Raw genomic sequence first — 25,369 nt, forward strand, 5'->3', positions numbered from 1 at the left:
TAGCGGACAAACAGGCAAACTGGCTACTGTTTTATATTCTTTAATCGGTTGATTTTTTATGAAAACAATCTTAATAATGCGCCACGGCGAAGCAACACCGATGCAAGCTGACGATGCAAGTAGAAATTTGACCTCGGTTGGCCAACAACAGGCCGAAAAAATGGGTTTATGGTTGCAAGCAACGCATACCCCAACGGCATTGTTAGTAAGTCCTTACATTCGTGCTCAGCAAACAGCTGAAGGAGTAAAAAAGCATAATGCTTTTTTATTCGAAGAAACTTGCAGCGATATAATCCCTGAAGGCAATCCACAAATTGCCGCCGATTATCTAGAAACTCTCATCGCGATGCATCCACAATGCGATACCTGGTTGGTCGTAGCTCACATGCCAATAGTTAGTTATTTAGTTGACCAATTGAGTGCTGGGAATATGCCGATATTTAACACTGGAGCGGTTGCCGTATTGAGTTACGATGAAAGTCGCCATAAAAGCCAATATTTAAGTATTCACGCTCCCAGCAATGTCGAAATTTAACCTCATACCCAAACCACCTCAAGATACAGAATTCAGCGTTTCACAGGGGCTTAATATCAAGGCGTTACTTTGCAACAATGGCAGTCCCTTTCAAGAAGTAACAACGATGAGAGTAAGTGCCAGTGAAATGCCCAACTGAAACTCGCATCTTGAGGTGACTTGGGTATGTAACCTTGTGTTCAGAACCAAATTTGCTAAATTAGCGACACACTAATTTAGCAAAGACAATTTTATGACAATTGAACGTATTCAAACCGCAACTCGCATGAGTCGTATCGTTAAGCACAATGGTACGGTGTACTTATGTGGCCAAGTATGTGCTGACGCAGAGCAGGGCATCACCGAACAAACGCAAACCATGCTTGATAAAGTTGAGTTACTTTTAAATGAGGCGGGAAGTTCAAAAGAGCATATGCTCAGCGCCACTATTTATGTAAAAAGCATGGATTACTTTGCCGATATGAATGCGGTTTGGGATGCGTGGGTACCAGCAGGTCATGCGCCCGCACGTGCCTGCGTAGAAGCTAAAATGGCCCGCGATGCTTTGTTAGTTGAGATTTCAGTTGTTGCTGCAAGCAAGTAACCCACAAGCATTTAAGGACTTAATATATCCAAATTAATGCGATGAATTTGCAGCCTTTGTATTAAAAGAGGTAAAGCTACTACCTCTTTTTTATTTTGCTTTGAGCATCATAATGAAGCAATACTAAAAAATGGTGATTTAGCTATCTTCACCAATTGGCAAGGTCCGTCAGTGCATGTATTGTAAAGACATTGCTGATACTTTTCGATTGCATAGTGGGGATGAGTAATTTAACTTAAAATTTACGCTTGCTTTGGGGATTAATTCATGGGGTTGTTTCTTTTAAATCGAAAGTGCTTATTACTTATTGTTTTAACGTTTTCTTTAGTCGCTTGTAGTGATAATTATAATGAAGAGTTTATTACATCAGCTTCTACGCTGAATAAGTCCAAAGCTTTAGCTCAACAGTTAGAAAATTTAAACTTGGTAACCTTAAGTTATCTTAAAGAAGAAATTTTCATCGTTAATAATATTATAATAAATGATAAGAAGAAAACGTATGGTATAGCTCCTGAAGGCGGGTTTTATGAAAGTTACTATTTACAATCTGAAAAAAATGCATACGAAAATTGGGACACCATTACGAACAATTTCATCCCTTCTACTATAGTGAAAAGAGAAGATGTACTCGAATTATTATCGGCAATGAAAGCAATCGGCATTACGGATATTTATCATAATAGAACTAATGAAATTTTCACTTTGCAATGGGGAAGTTCAGTGATGAACGGTTATCAAGGTTTAATTTTTGGAGATAAAAGTAGATTAGGTGATGAATACAAAGCTAGTCGGTTTGACGATTTTAAAGAAGTAAATAAAGATACATTTTACTTTGCTGTCAGGTGAGTATTTCCACAGTCCATTCGAACCTTTTTGTTGAGTTGAATTACACTGGCAGTGTCTAAATTACTCCTTTGAATACCTCACGCTTGTTGTCAGTAATGTACGCCCGATGTTTACCTCAACTTAATACCATTTTGATTTAATACATGATCTATTTAAGCTAGAAGAGTTTCTTTCATAAATAACTTGAAACGATTCTATCTCGTTCTTGGAGGAAGCTAAGCCTTTGTTTATAATCAGGTACATTTGAACACTAATTAAATAGTATTGGTGTGATGGCTATAAAGAATTTGCTCAATATATTCCCTGAATCGGGGATCGCAACATAAAATATCTTTAACAGCGAGGCTATTAATGCCGGTTGCGAGTTTGCTACAATTTTATAAAATCCTGGTGCGCCGATGAAAAATTTAAACGATTGTTTTGAAATAAAGATGACGTTAACCCTTAGCGTCTAAATTCATCACTTAGTGGTCAGTTTTTTTAAATAAGCAAAAACAAGGACAGACAATGAAATCTAACCCAGTAGTACTTATAACCGGAGCAAGCCGAGGAATTGGTGCTGCAACCGCAATTTATTTTGCTCGTCACGGTTATGATGTTTGTATTAATTATAAAACGAATCAACACAGCGCAGAAAAAATAGCAGAGCAAGCACGCGGCTTTGGTGTAAAAGCCGAAATAGTGCAAGCCGATGTGTCTGATGAAACGCAAGTGCTGACCCTGTTTACAAAAGTAGATGAGTTATTTGGCAAATTAGATGTGCTTATAAATAATGCGGGTATTTTGAAACCGCAAATGCCATTACTTGAGATGGGAGCCTCGCGTATAAATGAAGTGCTAACCACCAATGTAACAAGCGCTTTTTTATGTGTCCGTGAAGCGATTAAGCGAATGCCCAGTGGCGGCAGTATCGTTAATGTATCATCGGCAGCGGCTAAAACCGGTTCACCAAATGAATATATTGATTATGCCGCATCTAAAGGAGCAATGGACACGTTAACCATTGGTTTAGCCAAAGAAGTAGCCAAGTTAGGTATTCGTGTTAACTCAGTGCGCCCAGGATTAATTTACACCGATATGCACCGCGATGGTGGTGAAGTAAATCGGGTGGAGCGTCTTAAAGACAAGCTGCCATTGGGTCGAGGTGGACAACCTGAGGAAGTTGCCGCTGCAATTTACTTTTTAGCCTCTGAGCAGGCATCGTTTACCACAGGTAGCTTTGTTGATGTAGCTGGCGGTTTGTAAAGGTTAAAGCAATACCGATAACCAAAAACTAAAGCTAATCACACTTAAAACCGTTGACAGTACAACTGCACCGGCTAATGTCACCTGATGTTGACCTATTTGACTGGCAATAAGGTAAGCATTTACACCAACAGGAGAAGCGCTTAATAGCACTAACACGTTCAAAATCTCTCTATCTAATTCAAATGCGTATGCACCGATTAAAAATACCCCAGCAGGAAGTAACAAAATCTTCATTAACGAGGCGATTAATGCGGGTTGCCAGTTAGCTGCAATTTTGTAAAACGCTAAGTTGGCGCCTAATACAAATAACGCGCAGGCAATGGCGGGGGTCGCTAAAAGCTCTAAACTCTTTGCTAGATTATCAAACAAAACAATGCCGCTGACATTTAATATTAGCCCGCAGCCGATGCTCAATACAATCGGATTCAGTACCATGCTCTTAGCAAAACTTGACCATGAAAATGCGTGTTCGCTGCCCTTTGCGCCGATTAAATAGGTAAGTGCAAACAGCAATGTGCTATGAAAGGTAATGATCATAAAAGCGATGGCGATCATTTCTTTGCCAAGGGATGCGATGATGATAGGAATGCCCACCAACACCATGTTTGAGTAACTCGACGCTAAGCCAAATACACTGTGTTGTTGATAATTTTTTTGCTTAGCTAAATAAAAGCGGTCAACCAAAATACCTAAGGCAAATACGCTCAGTACAGGAATATAAAAACTCAGAAAGGCCGATAAACTAATACTTTGCTGTAAATCGATTTGCGACATATTTAAAAATAAAAATGCCGGCAGGCTAATGTAAAAAGTAAACTTACTTAGCCCTGCAATGTGTTGCTGTTCAAAAAACTTTAATTTACAACAACTAAAACCAAGCGCAACAATGAAAATCAGCGGAAAGATGATAGAGAAAATATGCACTGCACTGTTGCCTTGAAATAGGGATAACGTTAACGCTTAGCGTCTAAATTCATCACTTTGTGGTAAGTTTATTAAAATAAGTACCGCACCTTTACCACCGTATTCAAGTGGCGCTTGGTGTATTGCTATGACATCTGGATGCTGTACTAAATATTGCGGCACTTTGTGTCTGAGTATATGTCCACCAATACCATGTACTACACACGCACAGTAGTAATGCTTCTTTTTGCACTCATGGATCAGTCCTGCGAGTTCATCTTTTGCCAACTCCTTATTTAAACCATGTAAATCAAGGGTTAAATCAGGTACAAAGTCACCTCGGCGTAACTGCTTTGCTAAAAAACGATCTTGACCGTCTTGCACATAATTAACCGTTCCGTTGGTATCAATATCTGGCACATATTCATCAGAAAAGAAAAATTCTGCCTGATGTTGCTTTTTTTGCTGGGCAAACAGCTTAGCTTGTGAGATTTTAGGTTTGTTAGCAAAGCGATGCGTGTCTTGTTTAAATACACGGGCACCATTAATACTTTGACGAAACATATCGATGTCGTCAGGGCTAATATCTGCGTTTGAGAGAGGATCTTTTTTCATAGCGGCAGTCTAAACAAAAAAACGCTAGAAATCGAGTGAAAACAGAGTAAAAACTGTGTAAAAAAGCGTTACAATAGGGCAATCATGGGGCCTTAATTGCGCCTCGATTGAATTGATATTTTCTAAAGCAGCAGGTAGATAACGAATATGAGCGAATTATTAATAGAAGAAGCAACCTTAGATGAAGCTGTAGCAGAACTGTCAACGTTACACGATTGGCTACGGTGGACCACGAGTCAATTTGCCAGCAGTGGTATTTTCTTTGGTCATGGAACTGATAACGCATGGGATGAAGCAGTCAACTTGTTACTGCCCGCGTTAAGCTTACCCATTGATGCACCAAAAGAATTAATGCATGCCCGGTTAACTAGCACCGAAAAAAACCGCCTTGCGGGATTAATTGCAGAACGTATAAATGATTTCACGCCAGTACCTTATCTGACTAATATTGCATGGTTTGCTAATATGCCATTTTATGTCGATGAGCGCGTATTGATCCCACGTTCACCTTTTGCAGAGTTAATACATAATCGCTTTTCACCTTGGCTAGCTGAGCCTGAATCGGTAAATCGTATTTTAGATTTATGTACCGGTTCTGGTTGTATCGCGATTGCATTAGCACAAACTTTTGCAGAAGCGCAGGTTGATGCCGTTGATATTTCTTATGAAGCACTCGAAGTTGCTGATATCAATATCACTGATTATCAGTTAAGTGACCGTGTATTACCTATTCAATCCGACGTATTCAGCGGTGTACCAGGGCAGAAATATGACCTGATCGTGGCAAACCCTCCGTATGTAGACGCCGAAGATATGGCTGATTTACCGCGTGAGTTCCACCATGAGCCAGAGCTTGGTTTAGCATCAGGCCATGATGGTCTTGATGTAACCCGTACTATTTTGAGTGAAGCGGCCGATCATCTAACTGATAACGGTTTGTTATTTGTCGAAGTTGGTAATTCTATGGTACACATGGATGCCCTTTATCCAAATGCGCCTTTTGAATGGGTTGAGTTTGAGCAAGGTGGATTTGGCGTATTTGTGATCAGCAAAAAACAACTCGTTGCATATTTCGCAGACTGATCACCACAAAAATCAAAGCCGAGCATCAGGCTCGGTACTTAGTAGTCATTAGGAATGAGGAAAGTTAATGGCAGGTAATAGCATAGGGCAGTTATTTAAAGTGTCCACCTTTGGCGAAAGCCACGGCGTCGCCTTAGGCGGTGTTGTGGATGGCACGCCAGCAGGCCTTGAAATCACTGAGGCAGATTTACAAATCGATTTAGATCGTCGTAAGCCAGGGCAAAGCCGTTACACTACGCAGCGCCGTGAGAGCGATCAAATTAAAATTTTAGCGGGTGTTTTTGAAGGTAAAACCACCGGAACCAGTATTGGTTTATTAATTGAAAATACCGACCAACGCTCACAAGATTATGGCAAAATTAAAGACGTATTTCGCCCAGGTCATGGTGACTACACGTACTGGCATAAATACGGCCTACGCGATTATCGCGGTGGTGGCCGTTCATCTGCTCGCGAAACCGCTATTCGTGTTGCCGCAGGCGCTATTGCTAAAAAGTATCTAAAGCAATTTCATGGTATTGAAGTACGTGCGTGTTTGAGTCAACTTGGGCCAATTAAAGCTGAAAATTACGATTGGGATGAAGTTGAAAATAATCTTTTCTTTTTCCCAGATGCAAGCAAGTTAGACGCGCTTGACGACTATATGCGCGACCTTAAAAAACAAGGTGACTCAGTCGGCGCGAAGGTAAAAGTAGTGGCTAAGAATGTACCTGTTGGTTTAGGTGAGCCGGTATTTGACCGCCTTGATGCAGAACTTGCCCACTCACTGATGAGTATTAACGCAGTAAAAGGCGTTGAAATTGGCGACGGCTTTGATGTGGTTGAGCAAAAAGGCTCTGAGCATCGTGATGAGTTAACCCCTGATGGCTTTACCTCAAATCATGCCGGTGGGGTGCTTGCAGGTATCTCTACAGGGCAAGATATAATCGCGTCAATTGCACTCAAACCGACATCAAGTATTACGATCCCCGGTAATAGTATTAACACGAGTAATGAATCGGTTGAGATGATCACCAAAGGCCGTCACGACCCATGTGTTGGCATTCGTGCAATCCCGATTGCCGAGGCGATGATGGCCATTACTTTAATGGATCATTTACTACGTCAACGTGGTCAAAACCCGCATGTTCATCATGAGCATGGGCCAATAAATGGCTCTGTTTAGGGTTTAGTTAAAAGCATTTAGAATTATTTAAAAGCGCGATGTTAATCGCGCTTTTTTGTTGTGGTTATTTTAAGATAGACATCAAAGTTTCAGGAGCGGGATCAGGCTGTGTTTTTGATCTGTCCATTGCGCCAAATGTACTGTTGAATAAGGTGTTATCGGTGATAAGTCTGTCATGGCTATCGAATTTAAAAATGCTTGGTTATTCGTCATTACGACCCATTGTGAGCCTAACTGCGTACCGCTATAGTTAAATTTGATCAGAGATTTATCGAAGCGCTTACTGTGAGCTTGGAGCACTGGCATCAAATCAATATGATTATTGGATATATGGATAATTAATAAGCCGCCTTTTGTTAGTCGCTGCCAATATAACTGAAAAGCTTCCTCAGTCAGTAAATGGGTAGGAATAACATCACTTGAAAAAGCATCAATAATTAACGCATTCATTAACGGTGCATTATTTTTTTGCTCTTCAGTTAAGGTGATTCTGCCATCGCCAATAGCCACATCAATGCGTGCAGGACTATCTGTTAAATATGAAAAATAATTCATGGCCATGTTATAAACCGCAGGGTTAAGTTCATAAAAGCGGATTTTATCGAACTTATCGCCAAACTTTGCTAAAACTCCAGCACCTAAACCAATAATACCTATATTTAAATCTTGTTGCTTTTTTAATGCTGACAATGATTTAGCGATACCAGTATGGTGATGGTAATAGCTGTTTGTGAGTTCAGTTTGTTTATTAAGTGGCTGTGAGCCATGAATCGTTGTGCCATCGATTAGGCGTCGTTCAGCAAGATCAGACGTTGTAATGTCTTTGACAGTGACATAACCGTAAAAATTTCTCTCAGACGCTAAGTTGTATTGATTAAAATTAACAAAAAGATAGCTATATCCTGTGCCCCAAATAACCAGCGTAGCCAGTAAAGCTATTTTATAGCAAGAGGACGTTTTCGTCGTCTGGGTGAGTAGCGTGTATATAAATAATGAAAGCGCTACAGCTAACGCCACAATGAATTCTGTTATTTGTTCAAACAGTAGCGGTGCGACTAAGGCACTGAGTAAACTGCCGATCACTCCTCCTAAAGCGATATATAAATAAAATACAGTAAGCAGTGAGCCATCTGGCGCGAGTTTTCGAAGTTCACCATGACAGATCATACAAACAATGAATAAAATAAAGCTGTAGATCACCAGTTGAGCTAAAGCATTAAATTGGCTGCCAAGGAAAAACATCATCAGCCCTGCGAATGCGCTAAATATTAATAAGTACGTCCAATGGGCGCGATTATAGCTTTTTGCGGATGCAAACGCATAACTGAAGGTCAGCAAATATATTACCAATGGTAAAGCCCATATCAGAGGCATAGGCGGGATGTTGATGCTGATCATCTGAGTTGTCGCGATCAACATCATTGAACTGGTTGCTGAGAACGCAATCCACAGCCAATTAGGTTTGACGAGCAAAGTCGTTTTTGATTTAGTAATAGCTTTATCAGCGATACTGCCATTACTAAATAGTACATAAACTAGGCACAATAACAGTATGCAGTATGCAAATAACCCCGCTGTCCAATAGCTCTTTTGCTCATCGATTGAAAATAAAACTTCAAAAATAAATGGGTAACTCAGCAAAGCAAGTAGTGAACCCAGATTCGAAAGCGAATACCATTGATAAGGTACAGTCATAGCGGTCGATTCAATATACCAGCGCTGCAATAGTACGCTGGTGGCACTTAGTAACATAAAGACTAAGCCAACCTGTAAAAACAATTTAGCAATCACTGACCACGCTGGTGTTAGTGATAAAAATAGACTGACTTCAATTGTGTTAAAAGTAATGATGCTCGATAAAGCCACTAACAATGTGTGTATAAATAATTGTCGTTTGAGCTGATAACGGCTTAACAAATGAGCATATAAATAGCCGAGTAACAGCATGCTTTGATAAAAAAATAGGCTGGTTGACCAAACCGAAGCGCCACCGCCAAACTCGGGTAGTAGCTCTTTAGATAAGATAGGTTGAATTTGAAAGAGTAGAAACGCGCTCACAAAAATAATGAATGTCGATAATATCCGTTGCATCTTTTTTATTACTTAGTAAATGGTGCCTAACCATTAACTGAACTAATTAATGCGGCAATGTAATAACCCTTGAGTTTATCTTAAGAAAATCTTAATCTATGATTTGTATGAATTTATTGGAGTTGTAAGTGGGTAGGTTTCGAATCGGGAATTTTGACGTCGATGTTAGCCGTGGTAAAATTTCCTCAGCTGAAGGCGTACAAATTGTCGAACCTAAGGTTATGGATGTGCTCCAATTTTTGTACTCTCATAGGGGCAATGTGGTTAGCCAGGAAGAAATTTTTGCAGCTGTGTGGCCTAATTCAGTGTTTAGCCCAAGTAATGTGCAACGCAATATTGCACTGCTGAGGAAAGCATTAAATGAAGATTCTAAAAATCCACAATTCATCATTACCCACCCGAAACGGGGTTATTGCCTTGAGCTTAACGAACAAACACGTTCTCACTGTGTAAAGTGGCCGTTGTTGGCTTTTATCGCCGTGACAATTGTATGTTTGGTTGGTGGTTGGTTCGCATTTGCAACGCAGGTTGTTAAAACTGATTTCTCTGCGTTGGTGCCTGTAACATCAAATGAAGCCAATGAATCCTCTCAATCGCAATCTAATAACGGCAATTATTTAGCATTTGTTCGCGGTGACAATGATAATCAGCATATCTGGCTAAAAGAATTAACGACAGGTAAAGAGGTACAATTATCCCAGCACCCATCGACCTACTATAGTCTAGGCTGGAGTCCGGATAATCGCGCATTGGCTTTTATAGAAAAACAAAATGATGTTAGCCAATTAGCGTATTTTAATTTAGACATGGTAACTCTAACGAGTTTAAATTACGCCAACGTACTGGAATTTAAAGAATATTTAGTTACCAGCCAGCAATTACAATGGACTAATAACAATCAGGTTTATTTTATTGAGCGACGAAAACATAAAAATGATACGCAGCTTTCGACCGTCAATATAGAAACTAAACAAAAACAGGTAATCAAAGCCTCAATGGGTCAAGACTGGTTAAAGTTACATGCGTTGTCGCCAGATCAAACGCAACTAGCGCTTGGTTATGAAGCAGGACAAAATAACTACCGTATTGAAATGCTGAATTTAACGGATAATAGCAGTAAAACAATTGCCGTTATTGAAGATGGTATTCAGGGGCTTAGTTGGCACCCAAGTGGTGAATACTTGCTGATAAGCAGCACAAATAATCTATTACTTATTGATCGTCAGGGCAACTCAACTGATATCGCCTTTAATAATTATCAAGTTATTCGAGATGCTGCATTCACGCCATCTGGTGAGGAGATATTAATGGAGCTTGTAAATATTGATGTTGATATTTTACGGGCAACAAATACCGCTCCTCAGCAGTATGAAAAGCTTGTCGATACCTCGTCGGTTGATTTTTTACCGGTGTTCTCACCTGATTCAACTAAGTTTGTCTTTGAATCCCATCGTTTTGGTTTAAAACAGCTATTTTTATATGAGCAAGGTAAACAAACGCTGATTTTTGCAAACCCTAATAATGAAGAACTGTTTGGGGTTGTTTGGTCAAAAAATGGCGAAGAAGTGATCACCGCAAGCAAAGATAAACTGTTTCGAATTGATTTAAAAAGTGGCGATTATCAAGAAATAGCCCACCATCATCATTCGTTTTATCTCAGAGAGAAGTTTTATAATGAAGATGCGATCTTGGTTTCATATCGCGCTGACGATGGCGTTACATTTCACCCAGCAAAATTAGACATGCAAACATTAAGTTTATCGCCATTCACTGGCCAAGGAGAGCGGCTGGCTTGTTATGCAATGGCTTTAGACAAACACGATCAGATTTATTTTTCAAATAACAAACAGGTATTTCGACTCGATCAAGATGGCAATTTTGCTCAAGTATGGCACGCAGATGATAGTGATATTATTGGTCTGGCGGTCGATGAGCAAACGTTGAGTATTACCTTAGAGCAAGAAGATGGTTATGAGCTTAATATGCTTGATTTACAAAGCGCTCACTCAGAAATACGCCATATCGCGAACGAGAAAGGTAATATGTTAATTAATGCTTCACACGATAATACGCAACTTTTATATCTTACTGAGCCAAAGCGAAAACGCACCTTAGTAAGGCTGCGATAGTCTTTAAAACCCAAGATTCACAAGGTAAGTGCATAATCTGCTGCTATTAGCTTTACTAACTCTCGTTTTATCGGGTTATGAGCGTGGTTTGCGTGTAATAGTACGATATCAATAACGGGCAAGGGCGGCAGAGTTGAGTCAGTAACCGTCACCAGCTCCTGAGTGTTACTTACCTCAGCCATCACACCAACGGCTAGATTGGCTTTTACTAATGCTGTGAGCGCACTGAGCGAGCCGCAGCAAGCAACAATGTTAAATGGGCGTTCAGCCTTTAGTAACCCTTCAATAGCCGCTTGATGAAATTTACAATCTCGTTGAAATATTGCAACCGGCAGGGTCATAGCGGATTGATAGTTAAATTCGGCACTTTTAACCCACACACCTTTGCTTGATTCTAAAAAATAACCTTCTTCAGAGCTGGGCGAGCGCGTCGCAATCACCATGTCTAGCAAGCCTTGATCTAGTTGTGTTTTGAGCTGGTTGGTCGGCTCGCAACTGATTTGTAAATCAAGTTGCGGTATATGTTTATGTAATAAAGCCACAACTTTAGGTAATACTGTGCCTGCATAATCGTCAGGACATGCTAAGCGCACGCGAGTTTGCCCACCACCGGTTTTAAGTTGTTTATAGGCTTCATCATGCAGTGCTAATAATTGTTTTGCGTAGCTGGCTAAGTGAACGCCACTTGACGATAGTACAAGCTGCCTGCCTTGTTTGATAAATAATGGATTACCCAGCTCTTGTTCGAGCTTTTTCATTTGCATGCTCACTGCCGATTGGGTGCGGCATACTTGTTGGGCAGCGCGAGTAAAGCTGCCCGTTTCAACAAAAGCGCAAAAAGTACGTAGGGCGTCTAAATCCATATTTAACTCATCTATCAATTTTACTTATGTATTGTATAAAAACTATTGGTAAGTAATTAATTTACTACTGCTCTATATTAGGGATATTAAACACTACTAAGGAACGCAAATGCAATTATTTATCGGTAATAAAAACTATTCGACATGGTCGCTTAGAGCATGGTATTTAATGAGTAAATTCAATGTTATTTTTACTGAGAAACAACTCGTATTAGACACCCCTGAGTTTTATGAAACGCTTAAAAACAGTTTTGCAGTACAGAAAGTACCCGCCTTAGTCGATGGCGACTTGCAGGTATGGGATTCATTGGCAATTTGTGAATACATCAATGATGCTTATTTATCTAATACAGCTTGGCCTATTGATACTGCGCAGCGAGCGACAGCCCGCAGTTTAAGCGCTGAAATGCATACCGGCTTTATGGCGCTGCGTAATGAAATGCCAATGAATATTCGTGCAACTCGCCTAATTGAGTTATCTGCGGCGGCTAAAAAAGACATTAGCCGCATTGATGAAATATTTAGCCAGCAACAACGTAGTTACCCAAATGCGTGGTTGTTTGGTGAGTTTAGTATCGCAGATGCTATGTATGCGCCTGTAGTACTTAGGTTAAAAACCTACCAAATATCACTTTCAGCTTTGGCGGAGCATTATTGTCAGCATGTTTTAAGTTGCCCTACATTACAACAGTGGATCACCGAAGCGCTAAAAGAAACAGATATTGTTGCTTGCGATGAAGCAGGGGTTGATGTTACTTAAAGTAACTTGCCAAGCGCTAAGGTTATGAGGATGTATGGAACAGATTAAGCTATCACACCAAGATACATTAAAGCGGCTAGAAAGGTTTAGTCGCTTTACCGACAGCAGTATTGGCATTCCTTTTACTCGGTTTAAGTTTGGCGTAGAGGCACTGATCGGTATTCTGCCTGGTATTGGAGATCTAGCTGGGCTAATTTTATCTAGCTATATTCTATTTGAAGCCCAGCGCCTAGGAGTTAGTAAGCGTATAAAATTACGTATCGTAATAAATATGTTGATTGATTTTTTTGGTGGCCTAATTCCGCTTGTCGGTGATATTTTTGACGCTTACTTTAAAGCAAATACCCGCAATACCCGTCTACTGAAACGCTACTTAGTAAAACAATAACGATAAAAATAAGTTAGTTTTTATCGTTATTAAAAAAGTATTCTGCAATCACTTGTTTCTGTTGGCCAAACGGGTCTGAAATGCCAATCCCAATGCCGATTATTTTACCCTGCGCTTCAGGCGGGTGGGCTTGCATTTGTTTATTTAAAATAACGAGCTTAGGGCTTTTCTCGTTAGCTAATAATGTTAAATGCGGCTGAAAGTTCTGAAATACATTGGGGCTACCATAGCGCTCAAATGCCGTTAATTTGTTGGGGTAGTTTTTAACCCAGCTAGGGATTGTGGCATTTGTGTCGCGTAATGGCTCAATCGCCATTGTTACTTCATCTGCTAGCCTTTGTAGCTTAGGCGAATACTGTAAGTTAATAAATGCCCAATTACTTTGCGTAACACTAAAACCTTGCGCTGTTATAGCAAACTCTTGATGTTGCTCGGTGATACTTTTTACAGCACGTTTAATGTCTTCTTCTGAGCCTTCAACAAAGTCAGTTAAATACAAAGTAGCGTGCACTGGCTTACCTTTTTCATAAAAACTCATGATCCCTTCTTTTTTTAATGCATCACTAGTTTGCTCAACTAAGTTAATGATTGACTTGGAAGGGATTGCAAACACATTGATGCTGACACTTTTTGCAAATGAGGGCAGGGGGATACTTATCAGCGTAATTAAAGTAACAACTAAAAGCTTCGGTCGTTTTATAAAAAGTAATTTGAACATGGGTTTATAATTTTATTCTTAAATTCGGATAGTAAGTGTAAAGAGGATAAGGGTTATTACTTGAACAGTAAATAAAAGGAGCTAGATTGCAGCGAATACATATTTTTGGCTTAGCTAAATTTGCAAAGTAAAGGCAAGACAATAACGCATGGCTGCTTAGTCGTTATCAACTTTTACATTCTTGCTAAAAGCCCGTACAATTCGCCTCGATTTTAATGTGCATTTGTTGCATTTTACCGAGGCGAATTAATCAGACTTTTATGCATCAAATAGCCGATTTAACATCTATTTTTGAACGCACTTTTTACCACAGCCATAATACACGCTTGGTCAAAGGTGAGCATGAGCCTATTTATATTCCCGCTGATGTTAAAACGCCGTATCATCAAATTGTGTTTGCCCATGGTTTTTATGCCAGTGCACTGCACGAAATAGCTCATTGGCTGGTGGCGGGTGATAAACGTCGTTTACTCGAAGATTACGGTTATTGGTATTGCCCAGATGGCCGTGATAAAGCTCAGCAAGCAGAATTTGAAGCCGTTGAAGTAAAACCGCAAGCAATCGAGTGGGCGTTGAGTGTTGCTACAGGTTTTGAGTTTAATGTTTCGGTTGATAATTTAAATGGTGAGCAAACCTGTCGTTTTGATTTTCAGGCGCGAGTACACAAGCAACTTTTACAGTTACTAAAAATAGGTTTTAATCCTCGGACTACTGCACTTTTAAAAGCATTAAGCGAATTTTACAATACGCCATGGCCATTGAATGCCGGGCAGTTTGTATGGCAACATCCTCAGGAGTTAAGTAATGCAGTTTAAGTTAGGACTAATTGTAAACCCAGTTGCTGGTTTAGGTGGCAGTGTGGCGCTCAAAGGTAGTGATGGTGTTGCGGCTAAAGCTCTGGCGCTTGGCGCTGAGCCAAAAGCTAATTTACGCACTAAAGCAGCGCTTGAGGTGTTATTGCCTTATCAAGATAAAATAACAATTTATACTGTTAATCACTCAATGGGTGAAAGCACCGCTACAGATCTTGGTTTTAATACCGAAGTTGTGTATCAAAGCGAGCACCCCAGTAGTGCAGATGATACTGAGCGTGCAGCCAAGGTATTGCAACAGCTAGGTGTTGATTTAATTTTATTTGCTGGTGGCGATGGCACTGCGCGCAATATTTGTCATGCGGTTGAAGATAGCGTACCGGCACTTGGCATTCCTGCCGGCTGTAAAATTCATTCAGGGGTTTATGCAATCACGCCAAAGGCCGCAGGGCGGGTAGTCGAAATGCTGGTTAAAGGTGAACTAGTTACCTTAGGCGATGCCGATGTGATGGATATTGACGAAGATGCGTTTCGTCAAGGCACAGTTAAAGCAAAACGTTATGGTGAAATGCAAGTACCCAGTGAAGTACGTTATGTACAAGCCGTAAAAAATGGCGGTAAAGAAACCGACGAGCTGGTACTTGCTGATATTGCCGCCTATGTCGTCAGTGAAATGGATGAAGATACGTTATATGTAATGGGCAGTGGCTCAACAGTTGCAGCTATTATGCAAGAAATGGGACTTGAAAATACCTTATTAGGTGTTGATTTAGTTGCAGATCAAAGCTTAATTGCGCAAGATCTTACAGCTGAACAATTATTAGCGATGACCCATCAGCGCGACACTAAATTAGTGATCACGCTAATTGGTGGCCAAGGCCATATTTTTGGCCGTGGCAATCAACAGTTAAGCCCAGCACTTATTCGCGCGATAGGGCTGGATAATATTATTGTGGTGGCTACCAAAACTAAATTACAGGCTTTAAACGGCCGCCCGCTCATTTGCGATACAGGCGATAGTGAGCTGGATGATGAATTAAGCGGTTATATTCGTGTAACCTGCGGATTTAACGACCATATTATGTATGCAGTAGGCCATCAAGATTGATTGGTAGAAGACCCTGCAAAATCAGGAGAAGTAGAAGTGAGTTTAGTAAATTATATTGACGCAGCCCAACAGTATTTTGATGACTTAGTGATCAAAGCCACTGATGATGAGTTATTTGCCGGTGGTTATTTACGAGGCCATTTTGATTTAGCAGTAGGCTATGCGCAAGTTGAAGAGCTTAATCTTGAAATAGATGAGCTCAATGAAACCGTTGAAAAAAGTTTAGTGAAAGCGTATCGCAATGGTGAGCTTAACGAAGAAGATAAAGCCCTAGTAGTAAGATTATGGGAAGAAGTAAAAGCACTCGCTTAAAAGACTAAATAAAAAGTTATTTAAAAAAACGGCAACAATGCCGTTTTTTTGTGCATTGAGACTATTTAGTTCCTAAAAATGTATTTTCTGTTCACTTAAAATTTACCTCATTCCCTAGATACGCTAAAGTACCACTGACTAAATTCTAGGGAACAAGTGAAATGAATAATAATAATGATGCGGCAATGCCCTCGGGCATAGTTGCGCGATTTTTAAATTTTGTTGAGCGGGTAGGAAATAAACTGCCTGATCCGGCAATCATCTTTTTGTTTGCCATGTTACTAATTTGGCTACTGTCGTGGTGGTTCTCAGGTGTTACTTTTGACGCTATCGACCCTCGTACCGGTGAAGCTATTATTATTAATAATATGCTGGCGAGTGATTCGTTAGCGACCTTTTTATCATCAATGGTAAAAACTTTTACCGGTTTTGCACCGTTAGGTGTGGTGTTAGTGGCCATGCTGGGTGTAGGGGTTGCTGAACATTCTGGCTTTATTAATACTGGCCTTAAGTTAATGTTAAAGGTGACACCTAAAAAACTTTTAACACCGTCAATTATTTTAGTCGCCATCGTCAGCCATACAGCAACCGATGCAGGTTATGTGTTAGTCATTCCGTTAGCTGGTGTTATATTTTATGCAGCAGGGCGCCATCCATTGGCGGGTATTGCGGCGGCATTTGCGGGAGTCAGTGGTGGCTTTGGTGCAAACTTTATTCCGTCGGGGATTGATCCACTACTGCAAAGCTTTACCCAAAGTGCGGCGCAAATTATTAACCCCGCGATGTCGATTAACCCATTAAATAACTGGGCGTTTACCTCGGCTTCAAGTTTATTCATTATTTTATTAGGCTGGTACATCACCGATAAAATTATTGAACCACGTTTAAAAAATACCGAATTAGATGGTAATAAAGAAGACTTACCTGCATTTGAAGATGCCCGTAGCGACGAAAAACGCGCGTTTTTTATTGCAAGTACAGTGATGATTGCAGGTCTTGCTTTATTAGCCTATGTGTCAGCCCCTGCGGACTCTGCAATGCGAAGCGAAGATGGCTCTTTAACTAATTTTCGCTCGCCTTTAATGCAATCTATCGTACCGCTAATTTTCCTACTGTTTTGGATACCTGGTGCAGTGTATGGTTTTACCGTTGGCACCTTTAAAAGCTCTAAAGATATGATAGATGCCATGAGTAAAGCAATGGGCGGCATGGCGTATTATATTGTAATGGCGTTCTTTTGTGCCTTGTTTATTGCTGCATTTAGTAAATCAAACTTGGGAGCTCTGCTGGCAATTGAAGGCGCGCAGCTGTTAAAAGCCATGGAGTTACCAAGTGCGGTGACTGTTGTCGGTATCATCTTTTTAACTGGTTTTGTAAACTTGTTTGTTGGCTCAAGTTCAGCAAAGTGGGCGCTACTGGGCCCGGTGTTTGTGCCTATGTTAATGCAGTTAGGTATCTCGCCAGATTTAACTCAAGCGGCTTATCGCGTGGGCGATTCTAGTTCAAACATCATCACTCCTTTAATGCCGTATTTCCCATTAGTTGTGGTGTACTGCCAAAAATACGTCAAAGGCACGGGCATTGGCACGCTTATCGCGATGATGCTGCCATATTCAATCGCTTTTATGATTGGCTGGAGCTTATTTTTACTCGGTTACTGGGCACTGGGTATCCCGCTTGGATTAGACGCAAGTTACGTGTATCCAGCAGTCGCGCCTTAATAAAACACGGCTAAATATTTATGTGTAAAAACCTCGTCATTATAATGGCGAGGTTTTTTTGTGGTTAGTTTTATCCAGCCAGTTGTCAATTCGATCGTATACCCAGCTTGGTACGTATAAACCGGTAAATATATTCGTTAACTAGGTTTTAGTATGGCCAATGAACGCGCTGTTCCTACATCTCGATTTTCACGCTTTGCAAAGTTAGGCTCATTAGCAACCAGTGTCGCGAGTAATATGTTATTTGAGGGAGCCAAAAGTACTCTTTCAGGAAAGGGTTGGGATAATAAAAGCTTATTACTGCAGCCTAAAAACATAAAAAACCTAGCGACAGAACTATCACACTTACGCGGTGCGGCAATGAAATTAGGACAGCTACTGTCAATGGATGCTGGGGATCTACTCAGTCCAGAGCTTGCTCAATTACTTGCATTACTTCGATCAGACGCTAACCCCATGCCACACAAACAACTCATTACTGTATTAAAAGAGCAGTGGGGAGATGACTGGTTATCGCGCTTTTCACATATTGAGCTTAGGCCATTTGCTGCCGCTTCTATTGGTCAAGTGCATTTGGCCTACCATGAAAACGGCGAGCAATTAGCTGTAAAAATTCAATACCCGGGGATCGCAAAAAGTGTGGTCAGTGATGTTGATAATGTTATATCGCTGCTTACATTGTCTCGTTTATTACCTAAAGATCTTGATATTAAGCCACTCGTCGCAGAGGCTAAAATACAATTATTAGCGGAAGCTGATTATCATCGTGAAGCGCAGTATTTATTACGTTATAAAAATGCATTGGCAAATAACCGACACTTTATTGTTCCTAACGTCTATAAAGAGCACAGTACTAAACAAATATTAACGATGCAGTATATTGAGGCTCAGCCTATAGAGGGAATTACCGATTTACCCAAAGCAGAGCAAAGCTTTGTGGCACAGCAACTTATTGCGTTATTTTTCAAAGAAATGTTTGAATTTAGACTGATACAAACAGATCCAAACTTTGCTAATTTTCATTATCAACCAGCCACACAAAAAATCGTTTTATTTGATTTTGGGGCAACCCGTGAGATTTCGCCTCAGTTGAGCCAAGCTTATCTAGCTTTATTTAAAGCAGGCAGTGAGAATAATCGTGATGGGGTATTAAATGCGGCCACTCAGATTGGTTATTTTAAAGATACATTGCGTGACAGTTATAAAGATAATGTCATAGAGCTATTTTTAATGGCGTGTGAGCCACTGCGTCACGATGGTGATTTTGATTTTAAAAATAGCCAACTGGCATCAAATATTAAAGATGCTGGGTTGCAACTTAGTGCACAAGCACAGCAATGGCATACACCACCAGTAGATGCATTATTTATTCACCGTAAACTTGCTGGTTTATATTTGATTGCGGCTCGCTTAGAAGCAAAAATAGATGTTAGAGCTTTATTTATGCCAATTTTATTAAAAACATGATTATTTTAGCGAATTCAAATACTCATTCATTCAATGCAATTGCTATCAACGACTATTGTGACTTCACAAAATCTTCCCCTCACGAATATTTACTTTATTCCAAACACAAAAAAACCTTGTCACTTTCGTGGCAAGGTTTTTTTATTAAAGAGTCGTTGCTTATTTAGCTGTGAAGCTTACTGGGCGACGTTCTTTACGAGGACCGCTACGCTTATCACCGCGTGCACTGTCATCTTTGTTAAAGCTGCGTTTTTTGTCACCTGATGGACGCTCAGAGCGTTCAGCACGTGGTTCAGCAGGACCTTGATCTTGTGTTAATGTTAAGCCCATTGGACGTTTACAAATAAACACTTTTTGGAAATGATCAAGTACATCTTTAGGCATGTTTTGCGGTAATTGAACCGTACTGTGATTGTCGTGTAAACGAATATCACCAATAAACTTGCTTGAGATGTCAGCTTCGTTAGCGATAGCGCCAACAATGTTCTTAACTTGAACACCATGTTCACGACCTACTTCGATACGGTAAGTATCCATAGGGCCTGCATCACGGCTATTACGTTCACGTGGTTTAGCATCACGGTCACGTGCAGGGCGTTCGCTGCGTTCATTACGACGACCACGGTCACCACGATCATTACGCTCACGTGGGTTACGGTCATTACGTTCGCTACGCTCACGTTGTTGGATCTTAACTTCTTCAACCTTAATTGGTGATTGTTGCTGTGCTAAACACAGTAACGCACCTGCTAGGTCTTCAGGAGCAAGTTCAAGCTTTTGCGCCATATTAGCTGCTACTTCATTAAAGAAAGTAATATCTTTATTTTCAAGCGCAATAGCTAATTTAGCTTGTAACGCTTCGATACGTTTTTCTTCAACAACTTTTGCAGTTGGTAGTTCAACTTGTACAATATCTGAATTCGTATGACGAATGATATTTTTAAGTAAATAACGTTCGTTATGTTTTACGAAAAGAATCGCTTTACCGGTACGACCAGCACGACCTGTACGGCCAATACGGTGAACATAAGCTTCAGAATCTTGTGGGATATCGTAGTTGATAACAAGGCTTAAACGGTCAACATCTAGACCACGTGCTGCAACGTCTGTTGCGATAACAACGTTTAGCATGCCACTTTTTAAGCGTTCTACTGTGCGTTCACGTGCTTGCTGGTTCATGTCACCGTTAAGTGGAGCTGCAGAGAAACCTTCGCGCTCTAATAACTCAGCAAGTTGTACTGTATCGTTACGTGTACGTACGAAAACAATCGCGCCTTCATATTGTTCAGCTTCTAAAAAGCGAACAATCGCTTTATTCTTGTGTACGCTGGCATTCCAAAACACTTGCTCAACAGATGATACCGTTGAGTTACGCGCAGATATATGAACCTGTTCAGGGTTATTCATATATTTGCTGCTGATGTTTTGAATTTGCTTAGGCATGGTCGCAGAGAAAAGACATGTTTGCTTTTCGCGCGGCGTTTTTTCCATGATGTTTTCAACATCATCGATAAAGCCCATACGTAACATTTCATCGGCTTCATCAAGTACAAGAGCTTGTAAGCTGTCAAACTTGATAGTGCCACGGTTAATATGATCGATTAAGCGACCTGGAGTAGCGACAATAACTTGCGCGCCACGACGAAGTGCACTTAATTGGATACTGTAGCTCTGGCCACCATAAAGTGCCAATACTTCAATACCACGAACATGTTTAGCATATTGTTCGAATGCCTCAGCTACTTGGATCGCAAGCTCACGGGTTGGTGTGAGTACAAGGATCTGCGGCTGCTTCACAGACGGGTCAATATTATTAAGTAATGGCAGTGCAAATGCTGCGGTTTTACCTGTACCCGTTTGAGCTAGTCCCAGTACGTCCTTTCTTTCTAGCAATAACGGTATACATTGAGCTTGGATTTCAGATGGTGTCTTGTAACCCAACTCTTCAACTGCCTTCAAAATTGCAGGAGAAAGATTTAGAGATTCAAACGTGACTGGTTCTGACATTAATACGCCTCAACGAATTTAAAGAGGCGCGCATTGTATAGGATTTACGAGGCAAATGCTTGTATAAATTGAAACTAATTTGTATGTAGTTGATGTTGGTCATAATTTAATCAATTTGATTGTGGGTAAATCAAATTGATTAACAAATTTTATACAGAACTTATTGATAAAGTCCAAGATTTTCTTTAGCGTAAGCTTCAAACTCAGTGAAACCACCGATGTGTGCTTGGTCAATAAAGATTTGTGGCACGGTTGGGCAAGGCTTACCTGCTGATTGTTCTAAATCGGCTTTACTCACGCCTTCTTTAATAATATCAACATAACGGTATTTAAAATCATCACGTTCATTTGCTAGTTTTGCAGCAACATCTTTAGCACGCACACAATAAGGGCAGCCTTCACGGCCAAAAATTACAGTTAACATATCGCTCTCCTCGATTTTATTTACATTCATCTTAACTAATTGAGAAAAAATAAACAGCGTAAAAAAACGATTGATGAATTCTATTTTAATGATTACATACACCTTTAATCAGTATTAAAGGTGTATGTGGGGTGGCTAATTAAAACTTAACACTAAAGCCAATTGAAGGGCGCATTTCAAAATCATCCTCGTTTTCTTTGATAATTAAATCATTAGTCGAGGTTACTTTCTGATAATCTAAATCAATGCTACTGGTGTTTGCTTGGCCGTAGGCGTTCATTAATTCTAAAATTAACACACCGTCTAAGCCCCAAAAGTCGGTTTGACGTTCAAAACGAAGATCAAGCCGATGATAAACATCGAAACGCTCAGAAAATGGATCACCATATTGTGGTAAAAAACGTCCTTCGAATTCGGAATTTTCTGTGACGCCAACAATCGGGGTGTAAGCTTGGCCGCTGCGGGCAGTAAAGTTAAAGCCGCCTTGCCATTTTTCACTGATTTGGTAATTAAACACCATGTTGACAACTAAAGGGGTATCAGCGTAATAATCCCGAGTGATATTTTGGCGTTGGTCAGTGCGTTCACTTTTGGCATAACTAACTGCAAGCCAGCCATACCATTTATCAGTTTTATTTTTGTTTATTAATAGATCAACACCGTAAGCTCGCCCAGTTACATCATTACTGTAACGAATTGCTGCATCGGAATAATTGTTTAATGCCAACGGTAAATCGTCCATGGTTTTGTAATACCCTTCAATAGACCATGTCCATTCATCGGCAAGTTCTTGTGCAAAACCTAAACTGCTGTGTTTTGAGGTTTGCGAACGTAAATTCGGGTTGCCGTGTTCAGGCAATAGAGTGTCAATATCTTGCATGCGATTATAATGCCCGTATTTAGCATTGATGCTATTGTGATCATTAATAAAATAGCTAAGCGCAAGACGCGGCATCACAAAATCTTCATCAGTGTAATCATTGCTTTGATATTGCACGCCGACTTCGCTTTGCCATTGTTCGTTAATAACCCAAACATGGCTAACACCAACAAAGAACTTATCAAGGGCTAGCTTGTCTTTACCCGTTATTCGCTCACCTTTGTTTAGATCGCAATCAGGATCGAGCTCGGTACAAAGATATTGAAAACTATCGTAACTGTAAGTACTGTCGTTATCAAAATAGGCGGCATCAAACACCAGTTGCTGGGCTTTAGTAACACGCCAATTTAATCGCCCTTTATAAGTGATTTGCTTTTGTTGTTCTTCATCAAAATAGCCATCACTTAGCGTGGCACGTTTAGCGTATTCCAATCGGCCAGAATGTTCGAGCGAACCAACGCCTAAGCGTAAATGAAAGTCTTTATTAAAGTGATCCCATAAAATACTTTGGCTGGTAAATTCACGAATAAAATCAGCATCGCCTTGATACTCAGGATTTTTTAGTGAAAGTTCAGCGCGTTGATTAAAGCCTGCTGCAACCGAGTCTTTTGCGCCTGTAAATGACACTGTTAGGGCGTTTTGATTGTTTATATCCCAGATCCATTTGCCTTGGTAATCATGATCATCTGGGGGATCATTGATGGTGATACCACTGAGTTCACCATCGTCGTTTTCAAGCTCTTCACCTTTAGAGAAGAACAGTGGTAATGTACTTTTACGTGCTGATAAATAAAACGCGGTGTTCTGCGTGAGTTGCCCTTCAACAAAGACACCGGCATTAAACATTGTAAGATCAAGCGTGGTAGTAATCGGTTGATATTTAGGGTTACGCAGTGTTACGTCAAATACGGCACCGGTGGCGTTGCTGTAACTGGTGCCATAGCCGGCTGAGTAAAGTTGAAAATCTTGAATAATGTACTTGTTGAAAATAGAACTGCCGAAATCATGAAAAATATAGCCTGCAGGCATAAAATCCACTTCAAACAAATTATCATCGGGCGATGAGCCACGTACCGCCGGTTCACTCATTGAGCCGCCAGCGGCGACAACGCCTGGCAATGCAAATACTGCCCGCAGTGGATCGCCCATAGCACCGGGCATAGTGATCAGTTTTTCAGTATTTTCGGTTATTTCACTGGTAATGCTACTGCGTTTATAAACGGTTTCAAGACGCTCTATTATTTCTTCATTAGCATCAACGTTGGCGTGCGTTAAAAATGGCAAACACAACGCCAGTGGCGTTAAACGGTAAAGTGATGGCAAGCAGGTGGCTAACATGATTCTTCCATGGTTATGAGTAAGTGTGACTGCGACCTATAGTAATGAGAAAATATATAAAAATACGTAGTAAACTGTACGAAAATGTAGGCAAATGTAGGGAGGTGTTACAAGCTGTTACATTTAGTTTTGAGCTCTGATAGTAATACCTAATTGGCTTGAATAGCCCATTGAGCGTGCGGTTATTCGCAGTTGTTGATCAATTACATAGTAAGTAGGAAAGGCGCTGATTTTATAATTACTCTGGGTATTTTTATCGCCTAGTAAAATGGGCATTGTGAGTTTAAGTTCACTAACAAACTGCGCAACTGCTTGTTCATTTTTATAATCAAGTGCAATGCCAATGGCGTTGATATTAGAATCAACCAATGCCGCTTCTAGGTTTGGCATACTGTAACGACAGATTGTGCACCATGGCGCAAAAAAATAAACCACGGTGGTGTTACCTTTGAGCATCGCAATATCAATACGTTGTTCGCTGTCATTGAGCACAGGTAAATTAAAATATGGAGCAGGGCTGCTATCTGAGCTGAGTAAATTGCGTTGCTGATATGTAGTCACTACAAAAAACACCACAACTAACATAATTATATTGAGCAGCAAACTCGTTACTTTTTTCATATCGACCTCTAAAGCTAATTCCCCTTATTACTATTTAAAGACTTGAAAAGCAAACTTTGAGTCCTCACTTTATTGAGTAGGCAAAAAGAGATTTTGAAAAAAAATAAAACTTTTTTCAAAAATAATCTTGAAAACAATTTCGCCGTCCATATATAGTTTAGTGAGGACGCCTGATGGGTCCTAACTAAACAGAAGTAATTGAAATTTATATTATTAATTAAACTTTGCTTGCGCTTGTTCAACCGAAAAGCACATGCAAAATATCGCTTAAATATGAGGATATTATTATGCGTACAGTAGATTTATCACCACTTTATCGTTCATTCATTGGCTTCGATCATTTAGCATCTTTAATGGATGCGGCCGCTCGCACTGACAAGCAGCCAAGTTTTCCTCCGTATAACATCGAAGCACTCGATAAAGACAAATATCGCATTACTATGGCTGTTGCCGGTTTTAGTGATAATGAGCTGACGATAGAGTCAGAAAATAACACCTTAAAAGTTGCTGGCATTAAAGCCAATAAAGATGACAGCGCAGAGCGCAAATTTATTCATCAAGGCATTGCTGAGCGCAACTTTGAACGCAAATTCCAGCTAGGTGACCACGTTAAAGTACTCGGCGCTGATTTAGCCAATGGGCTACTTAGTATCGACTTGCAACGCGAGATCCCTGAAGCACTTAAACCACGTAAAATTGAAATTGGCAGTGGTAACTTGCTAGAAGGTAAATAACCATCCCTTTGACAGTAT

General features: G+C 40.3%; 24 protein-coding genes. 15 read left to right on the plus strand and 9 right to left on the minus strand.

Annotated elements, in window-relative coordinates; all coding sequences use genetic code 11:
* The first annotated feature begins 58 nt into the window (after nucleotides 1–58).
* The 4 genes from sixA to H5163_RS16930 all read left to right on the plus strand — a co-directional run bounded on the left by sixA (nucleotide 59) and on the right by H5163_RS16930 (nucleotide 3,209).
* Nucleotides 59–535 (plus strand): phosphohistidine phosphatase SixA, encoded by a 477-nt coding sequence (gene sixA, locus H5163_RS16915; RefSeq protein WP_182731360.1) that lies wholly within the window; start codon nucleotides 59–61, stop codon nucleotides 533–535.
* A gap of 232 nt (nucleotides 536–767) precedes the next feature.
* Nucleotides 768–1,118, plus strand: a complete 351-nt coding sequence (locus tag H5163_RS16920; protein WP_145240373.1) for a RidA family protein — start codon at nucleotides 768–770, stop codon at nucleotides 1,116–1,118.
* A gap of 267 nt (nucleotides 1,119–1,385) precedes the next feature.
* On the plus strand, nucleotides 1,386–1,964 hold the full coding sequence (locus H5163_RS16925; protein ID WP_182735584.1) for a hypothetical protein: 579 nt from the start codon (nucleotides 1,386–1,388) through the stop codon (nucleotides 1,962–1,964).
* Nucleotides 1,965–2,471: 507 nt separating this feature from the next.
* Nucleotides 2,472–3,209 carry an SDR family oxidoreductase gene (locus tag H5163_RS16930; RefSeq protein ID WP_182735585.1) on the plus strand — a complete coding sequence of 246 codons (738 nt, stop codon included), beginning with the start codon at nucleotides 2,472–2,474 and terminating at the stop codon, nucleotides 3,207–3,209.
* A 3-nt stretch (nucleotides 3,210–3,212) separates the two neighbouring features.
* Here the strand turns inward: H5163_RS16930 and H5163_RS16935 are convergent, their stop codons facing one another.
* Both H5163_RS16935 and smrB read right to left on the minus strand, forming a co-directional pair.
* The gene (locus H5163_RS16935) at nucleotides 3,213–4,136 is read right to left on the minus strand and encodes an AEC family transporter (RefSeq protein WP_182735586.1); all 924 of its coding nucleotides are present in this window, start codon (nucleotides 4,134–4,136) and stop codon (nucleotides 3,213–3,215) included.
* 36 nt (nucleotides 4,137–4,172) lie between these two features.
* Nucleotides 4,173–4,730, minus strand: a complete 558-nt coding sequence (smrB, locus tag H5163_RS16940) for an endonuclease SmrB (RefSeq protein ID WP_145240381.1) — start codon at nucleotides 4,728–4,730, stop codon at nucleotides 4,173–4,175.
* Nucleotides 4,731–4,877: 147 nt separating this feature from the next.
* Between smrB and prmB the strand changes: the two genes are divergently transcribed.
* Together prmB and aroC are read left to right on the plus strand one after the other, a co-directional pair.
* Complete coding sequence (prmB, locus tag H5163_RS16945; protein ID WP_145240383.1) at nucleotides 4,878–5,813, plus strand: 50S ribosomal protein L3 N(5)-glutamine methyltransferase; 936 nt, start codon at nucleotides 4,878–4,880, stop codon at nucleotides 5,811–5,813.
* Between the two features lie 67 nt (nucleotides 5,814–5,880).
* The gene (aroC, locus tag H5163_RS16950) at nucleotides 5,881–6,978 is read left to right on the plus strand and encodes a chorismate synthase (RefSeq protein WP_145240385.1); all 1,098 of its coding nucleotides are present in this window, start codon (nucleotides 5,881–5,883) and stop codon (nucleotides 6,976–6,978) included.
* Between the two features lie 81 nt (nucleotides 6,979–7,059).
* Here aroC and H5163_RS16955 read toward each other — a convergent pair whose 3' ends face one another.
* On the minus strand, nucleotides 7,060–9,069 hold the full coding sequence (locus H5163_RS16955) for a fused MFS/spermidine synthase (RefSeq protein WP_182735587.1): 2,010 nt from the start codon (nucleotides 9,067–9,069) through the stop codon (nucleotides 7,060–7,062).
* A gap of 128 nt (nucleotides 9,070–9,197) precedes the next feature.
* Here H5163_RS16955 and H5163_RS16960 point away from each other — a divergent pair, with 128 nt between their 5' ends.
* Nucleotides 9,198–11,198: a winged helix-turn-helix domain-containing protein gene (locus tag H5163_RS16960; protein WP_182735588.1), complete on the plus strand. Its 2,001-nt coding sequence runs from the start codon at nucleotides 9,198–9,200 to the stop codon at nucleotides 11,196–11,198.
* A 17-nt stretch (nucleotides 11,199–11,215) separates the two neighbouring features.
* Here H5163_RS16960 and H5163_RS16965 read toward each other — a convergent pair whose 3' ends face one another.
* Entirely contained in the window at nucleotides 11,216–12,061 is an 846-nt protein-coding gene (locus tag H5163_RS16965) for a LysR family transcriptional regulator (RefSeq protein ID WP_182735589.1), read from the minus strand.
* Between the two features lie 109 nt (nucleotides 12,062–12,170).
* Here H5163_RS16965 and H5163_RS16970 point away from each other — a divergent pair, with 109 nt between their 5' ends.
* A complete protein-coding gene (locus H5163_RS16970) occupies nucleotides 12,171–12,821 on the plus strand; it encodes a glutathione S-transferase family protein (protein ID WP_145240393.1) in 651 nt (216 codons plus the stop codon).
* 34 nt (nucleotides 12,822–12,855) lie between these two features.
* Complete coding sequence (locus H5163_RS16975; RefSeq protein ID WP_145240395.1) at nucleotides 12,856–13,209, plus strand: DUF4112 domain-containing protein; 354 nt, start codon at nucleotides 12,856–12,858, stop codon at nucleotides 13,207–13,209.
* Nucleotides 13,210–13,222: 13 nt separating this feature from the next.
* Here the strand turns inward: H5163_RS16975 and H5163_RS16980 are convergent, their stop codons facing one another.
* Nucleotides 13,223–13,927, minus strand: a complete 705-nt coding sequence (locus H5163_RS16980; protein ID WP_182731369.1) for a DUF1045 domain-containing protein — start codon at nucleotides 13,925–13,927, stop codon at nucleotides 13,223–13,225.
* A 260-nt stretch (nucleotides 13,928–14,187) separates the two neighbouring features.
* On the opposite strand from H5163_RS16980, the gene H5163_RS16985 reads away from it, so the two are divergent.
* From H5163_RS16985 to H5163_RS17005, 5 genes are all read left to right on the plus strand, one after another.
* Nucleotides 14,188–14,742, plus strand: a complete 555-nt coding sequence (locus H5163_RS16985) for an elongation factor P hydroxylase (RefSeq protein WP_149983018.1) — start codon at nucleotides 14,188–14,190, stop codon at nucleotides 14,740–14,742.
* Complete coding sequence (locus H5163_RS16990; protein ID WP_149983017.1) at nucleotides 14,732–15,847, plus strand: ATP-NAD kinase family protein; 1,116 nt, start codon at nucleotides 14,732–14,734, stop codon at nucleotides 15,845–15,847. The genes H5163_RS16985 and H5163_RS16990 overlap by 11 nt, the downstream gene beginning before the upstream one ends.
* Before the next feature lie 36 nt (nucleotides 15,848–15,883).
* Nucleotides 15,884–16,159: a YfcL family protein gene (locus H5163_RS16995; RefSeq protein WP_145240403.1), complete on the plus strand. Its 276-nt coding sequence runs from the start codon at nucleotides 15,884–15,886 to the stop codon at nucleotides 16,157–16,159.
* A gap of 161 nt (nucleotides 16,160–16,320) precedes the next feature.
* Nucleotides 16,321–17,880: an AbgT family transporter gene (locus H5163_RS17000; protein WP_182735590.1), complete on the plus strand. Its 1,560-nt coding sequence runs from the start codon at nucleotides 16,321–16,323 to the stop codon at nucleotides 17,878–17,880.
* 153 nt (nucleotides 17,881–18,033) lie between these two features.
* The gene (locus H5163_RS17005) at nucleotides 18,034–19,347 is read left to right on the plus strand and encodes an AarF/ABC1/UbiB kinase family protein (RefSeq protein ID WP_182731371.1); all 1,314 of its coding nucleotides are present in this window, start codon (nucleotides 18,034–18,036) and stop codon (nucleotides 19,345–19,347) included.
* A gap of 159 nt (nucleotides 19,348–19,506) precedes the next feature.
* Here the strand turns inward: H5163_RS17005 and H5163_RS17010 are convergent, their stop codons facing one another.
* From H5163_RS17010 to H5163_RS17025, 4 genes are all read right to left on the minus strand, one after another.
* The gene (locus tag H5163_RS17010) at nucleotides 19,507–21,354 is read right to left on the minus strand and encodes a DEAD/DEAH box helicase (RefSeq protein ID WP_145240410.1); all 1,848 of its coding nucleotides are present in this window, start codon (nucleotides 21,352–21,354) and stop codon (nucleotides 19,507–19,509) included.
* Nucleotides 21,355–21,514: 160 nt separating this feature from the next.
* Complete coding sequence (locus tag H5163_RS17015) at nucleotides 21,515–21,778, minus strand: GrxA family glutaredoxin (RefSeq protein ID WP_145240412.1); 264 nt, start codon at nucleotides 21,776–21,778, stop codon at nucleotides 21,515–21,517.
* Nucleotides 21,779–21,917: 139 nt separating this feature from the next.
* Complete coding sequence (locus tag H5163_RS17020; protein WP_182735591.1) at nucleotides 21,918–23,996, minus strand: TonB-dependent siderophore receptor; 2,079 nt, start codon at nucleotides 23,994–23,996, stop codon at nucleotides 21,918–21,920.
* A gap of 123 nt (nucleotides 23,997–24,119) precedes the next feature.
* Complete coding sequence (locus H5163_RS17025) at nucleotides 24,120–24,617, minus strand: TlpA disulfide reductase family protein (RefSeq protein ID WP_145240416.1); 498 nt, start codon at nucleotides 24,615–24,617, stop codon at nucleotides 24,120–24,122.
* Between the two features lie 287 nt (nucleotides 24,618–24,904).
* Between H5163_RS17025 and H5163_RS17030 the strand changes: the two genes are divergently transcribed.
* Nucleotides 24,905–25,351 (plus strand): Hsp20 family protein, encoded by a 447-nt coding sequence (locus H5163_RS17030; protein WP_145240418.1) that lies wholly within the window; start codon nucleotides 24,905–24,907, stop codon nucleotides 25,349–25,351.
* Nucleotides 25,352–25,369: the final 18 nt, after the last annotated feature.

The organism is Pseudoalteromonas sp. SG44-8, assembly GCF_014164125.1.
GTDB lineage: Bacteria > Pseudomonadota > Gammaproteobacteria > Enterobacterales > Alteromonadaceae > Pseudoalteromonas > Pseudoalteromonas rhizosphaerae.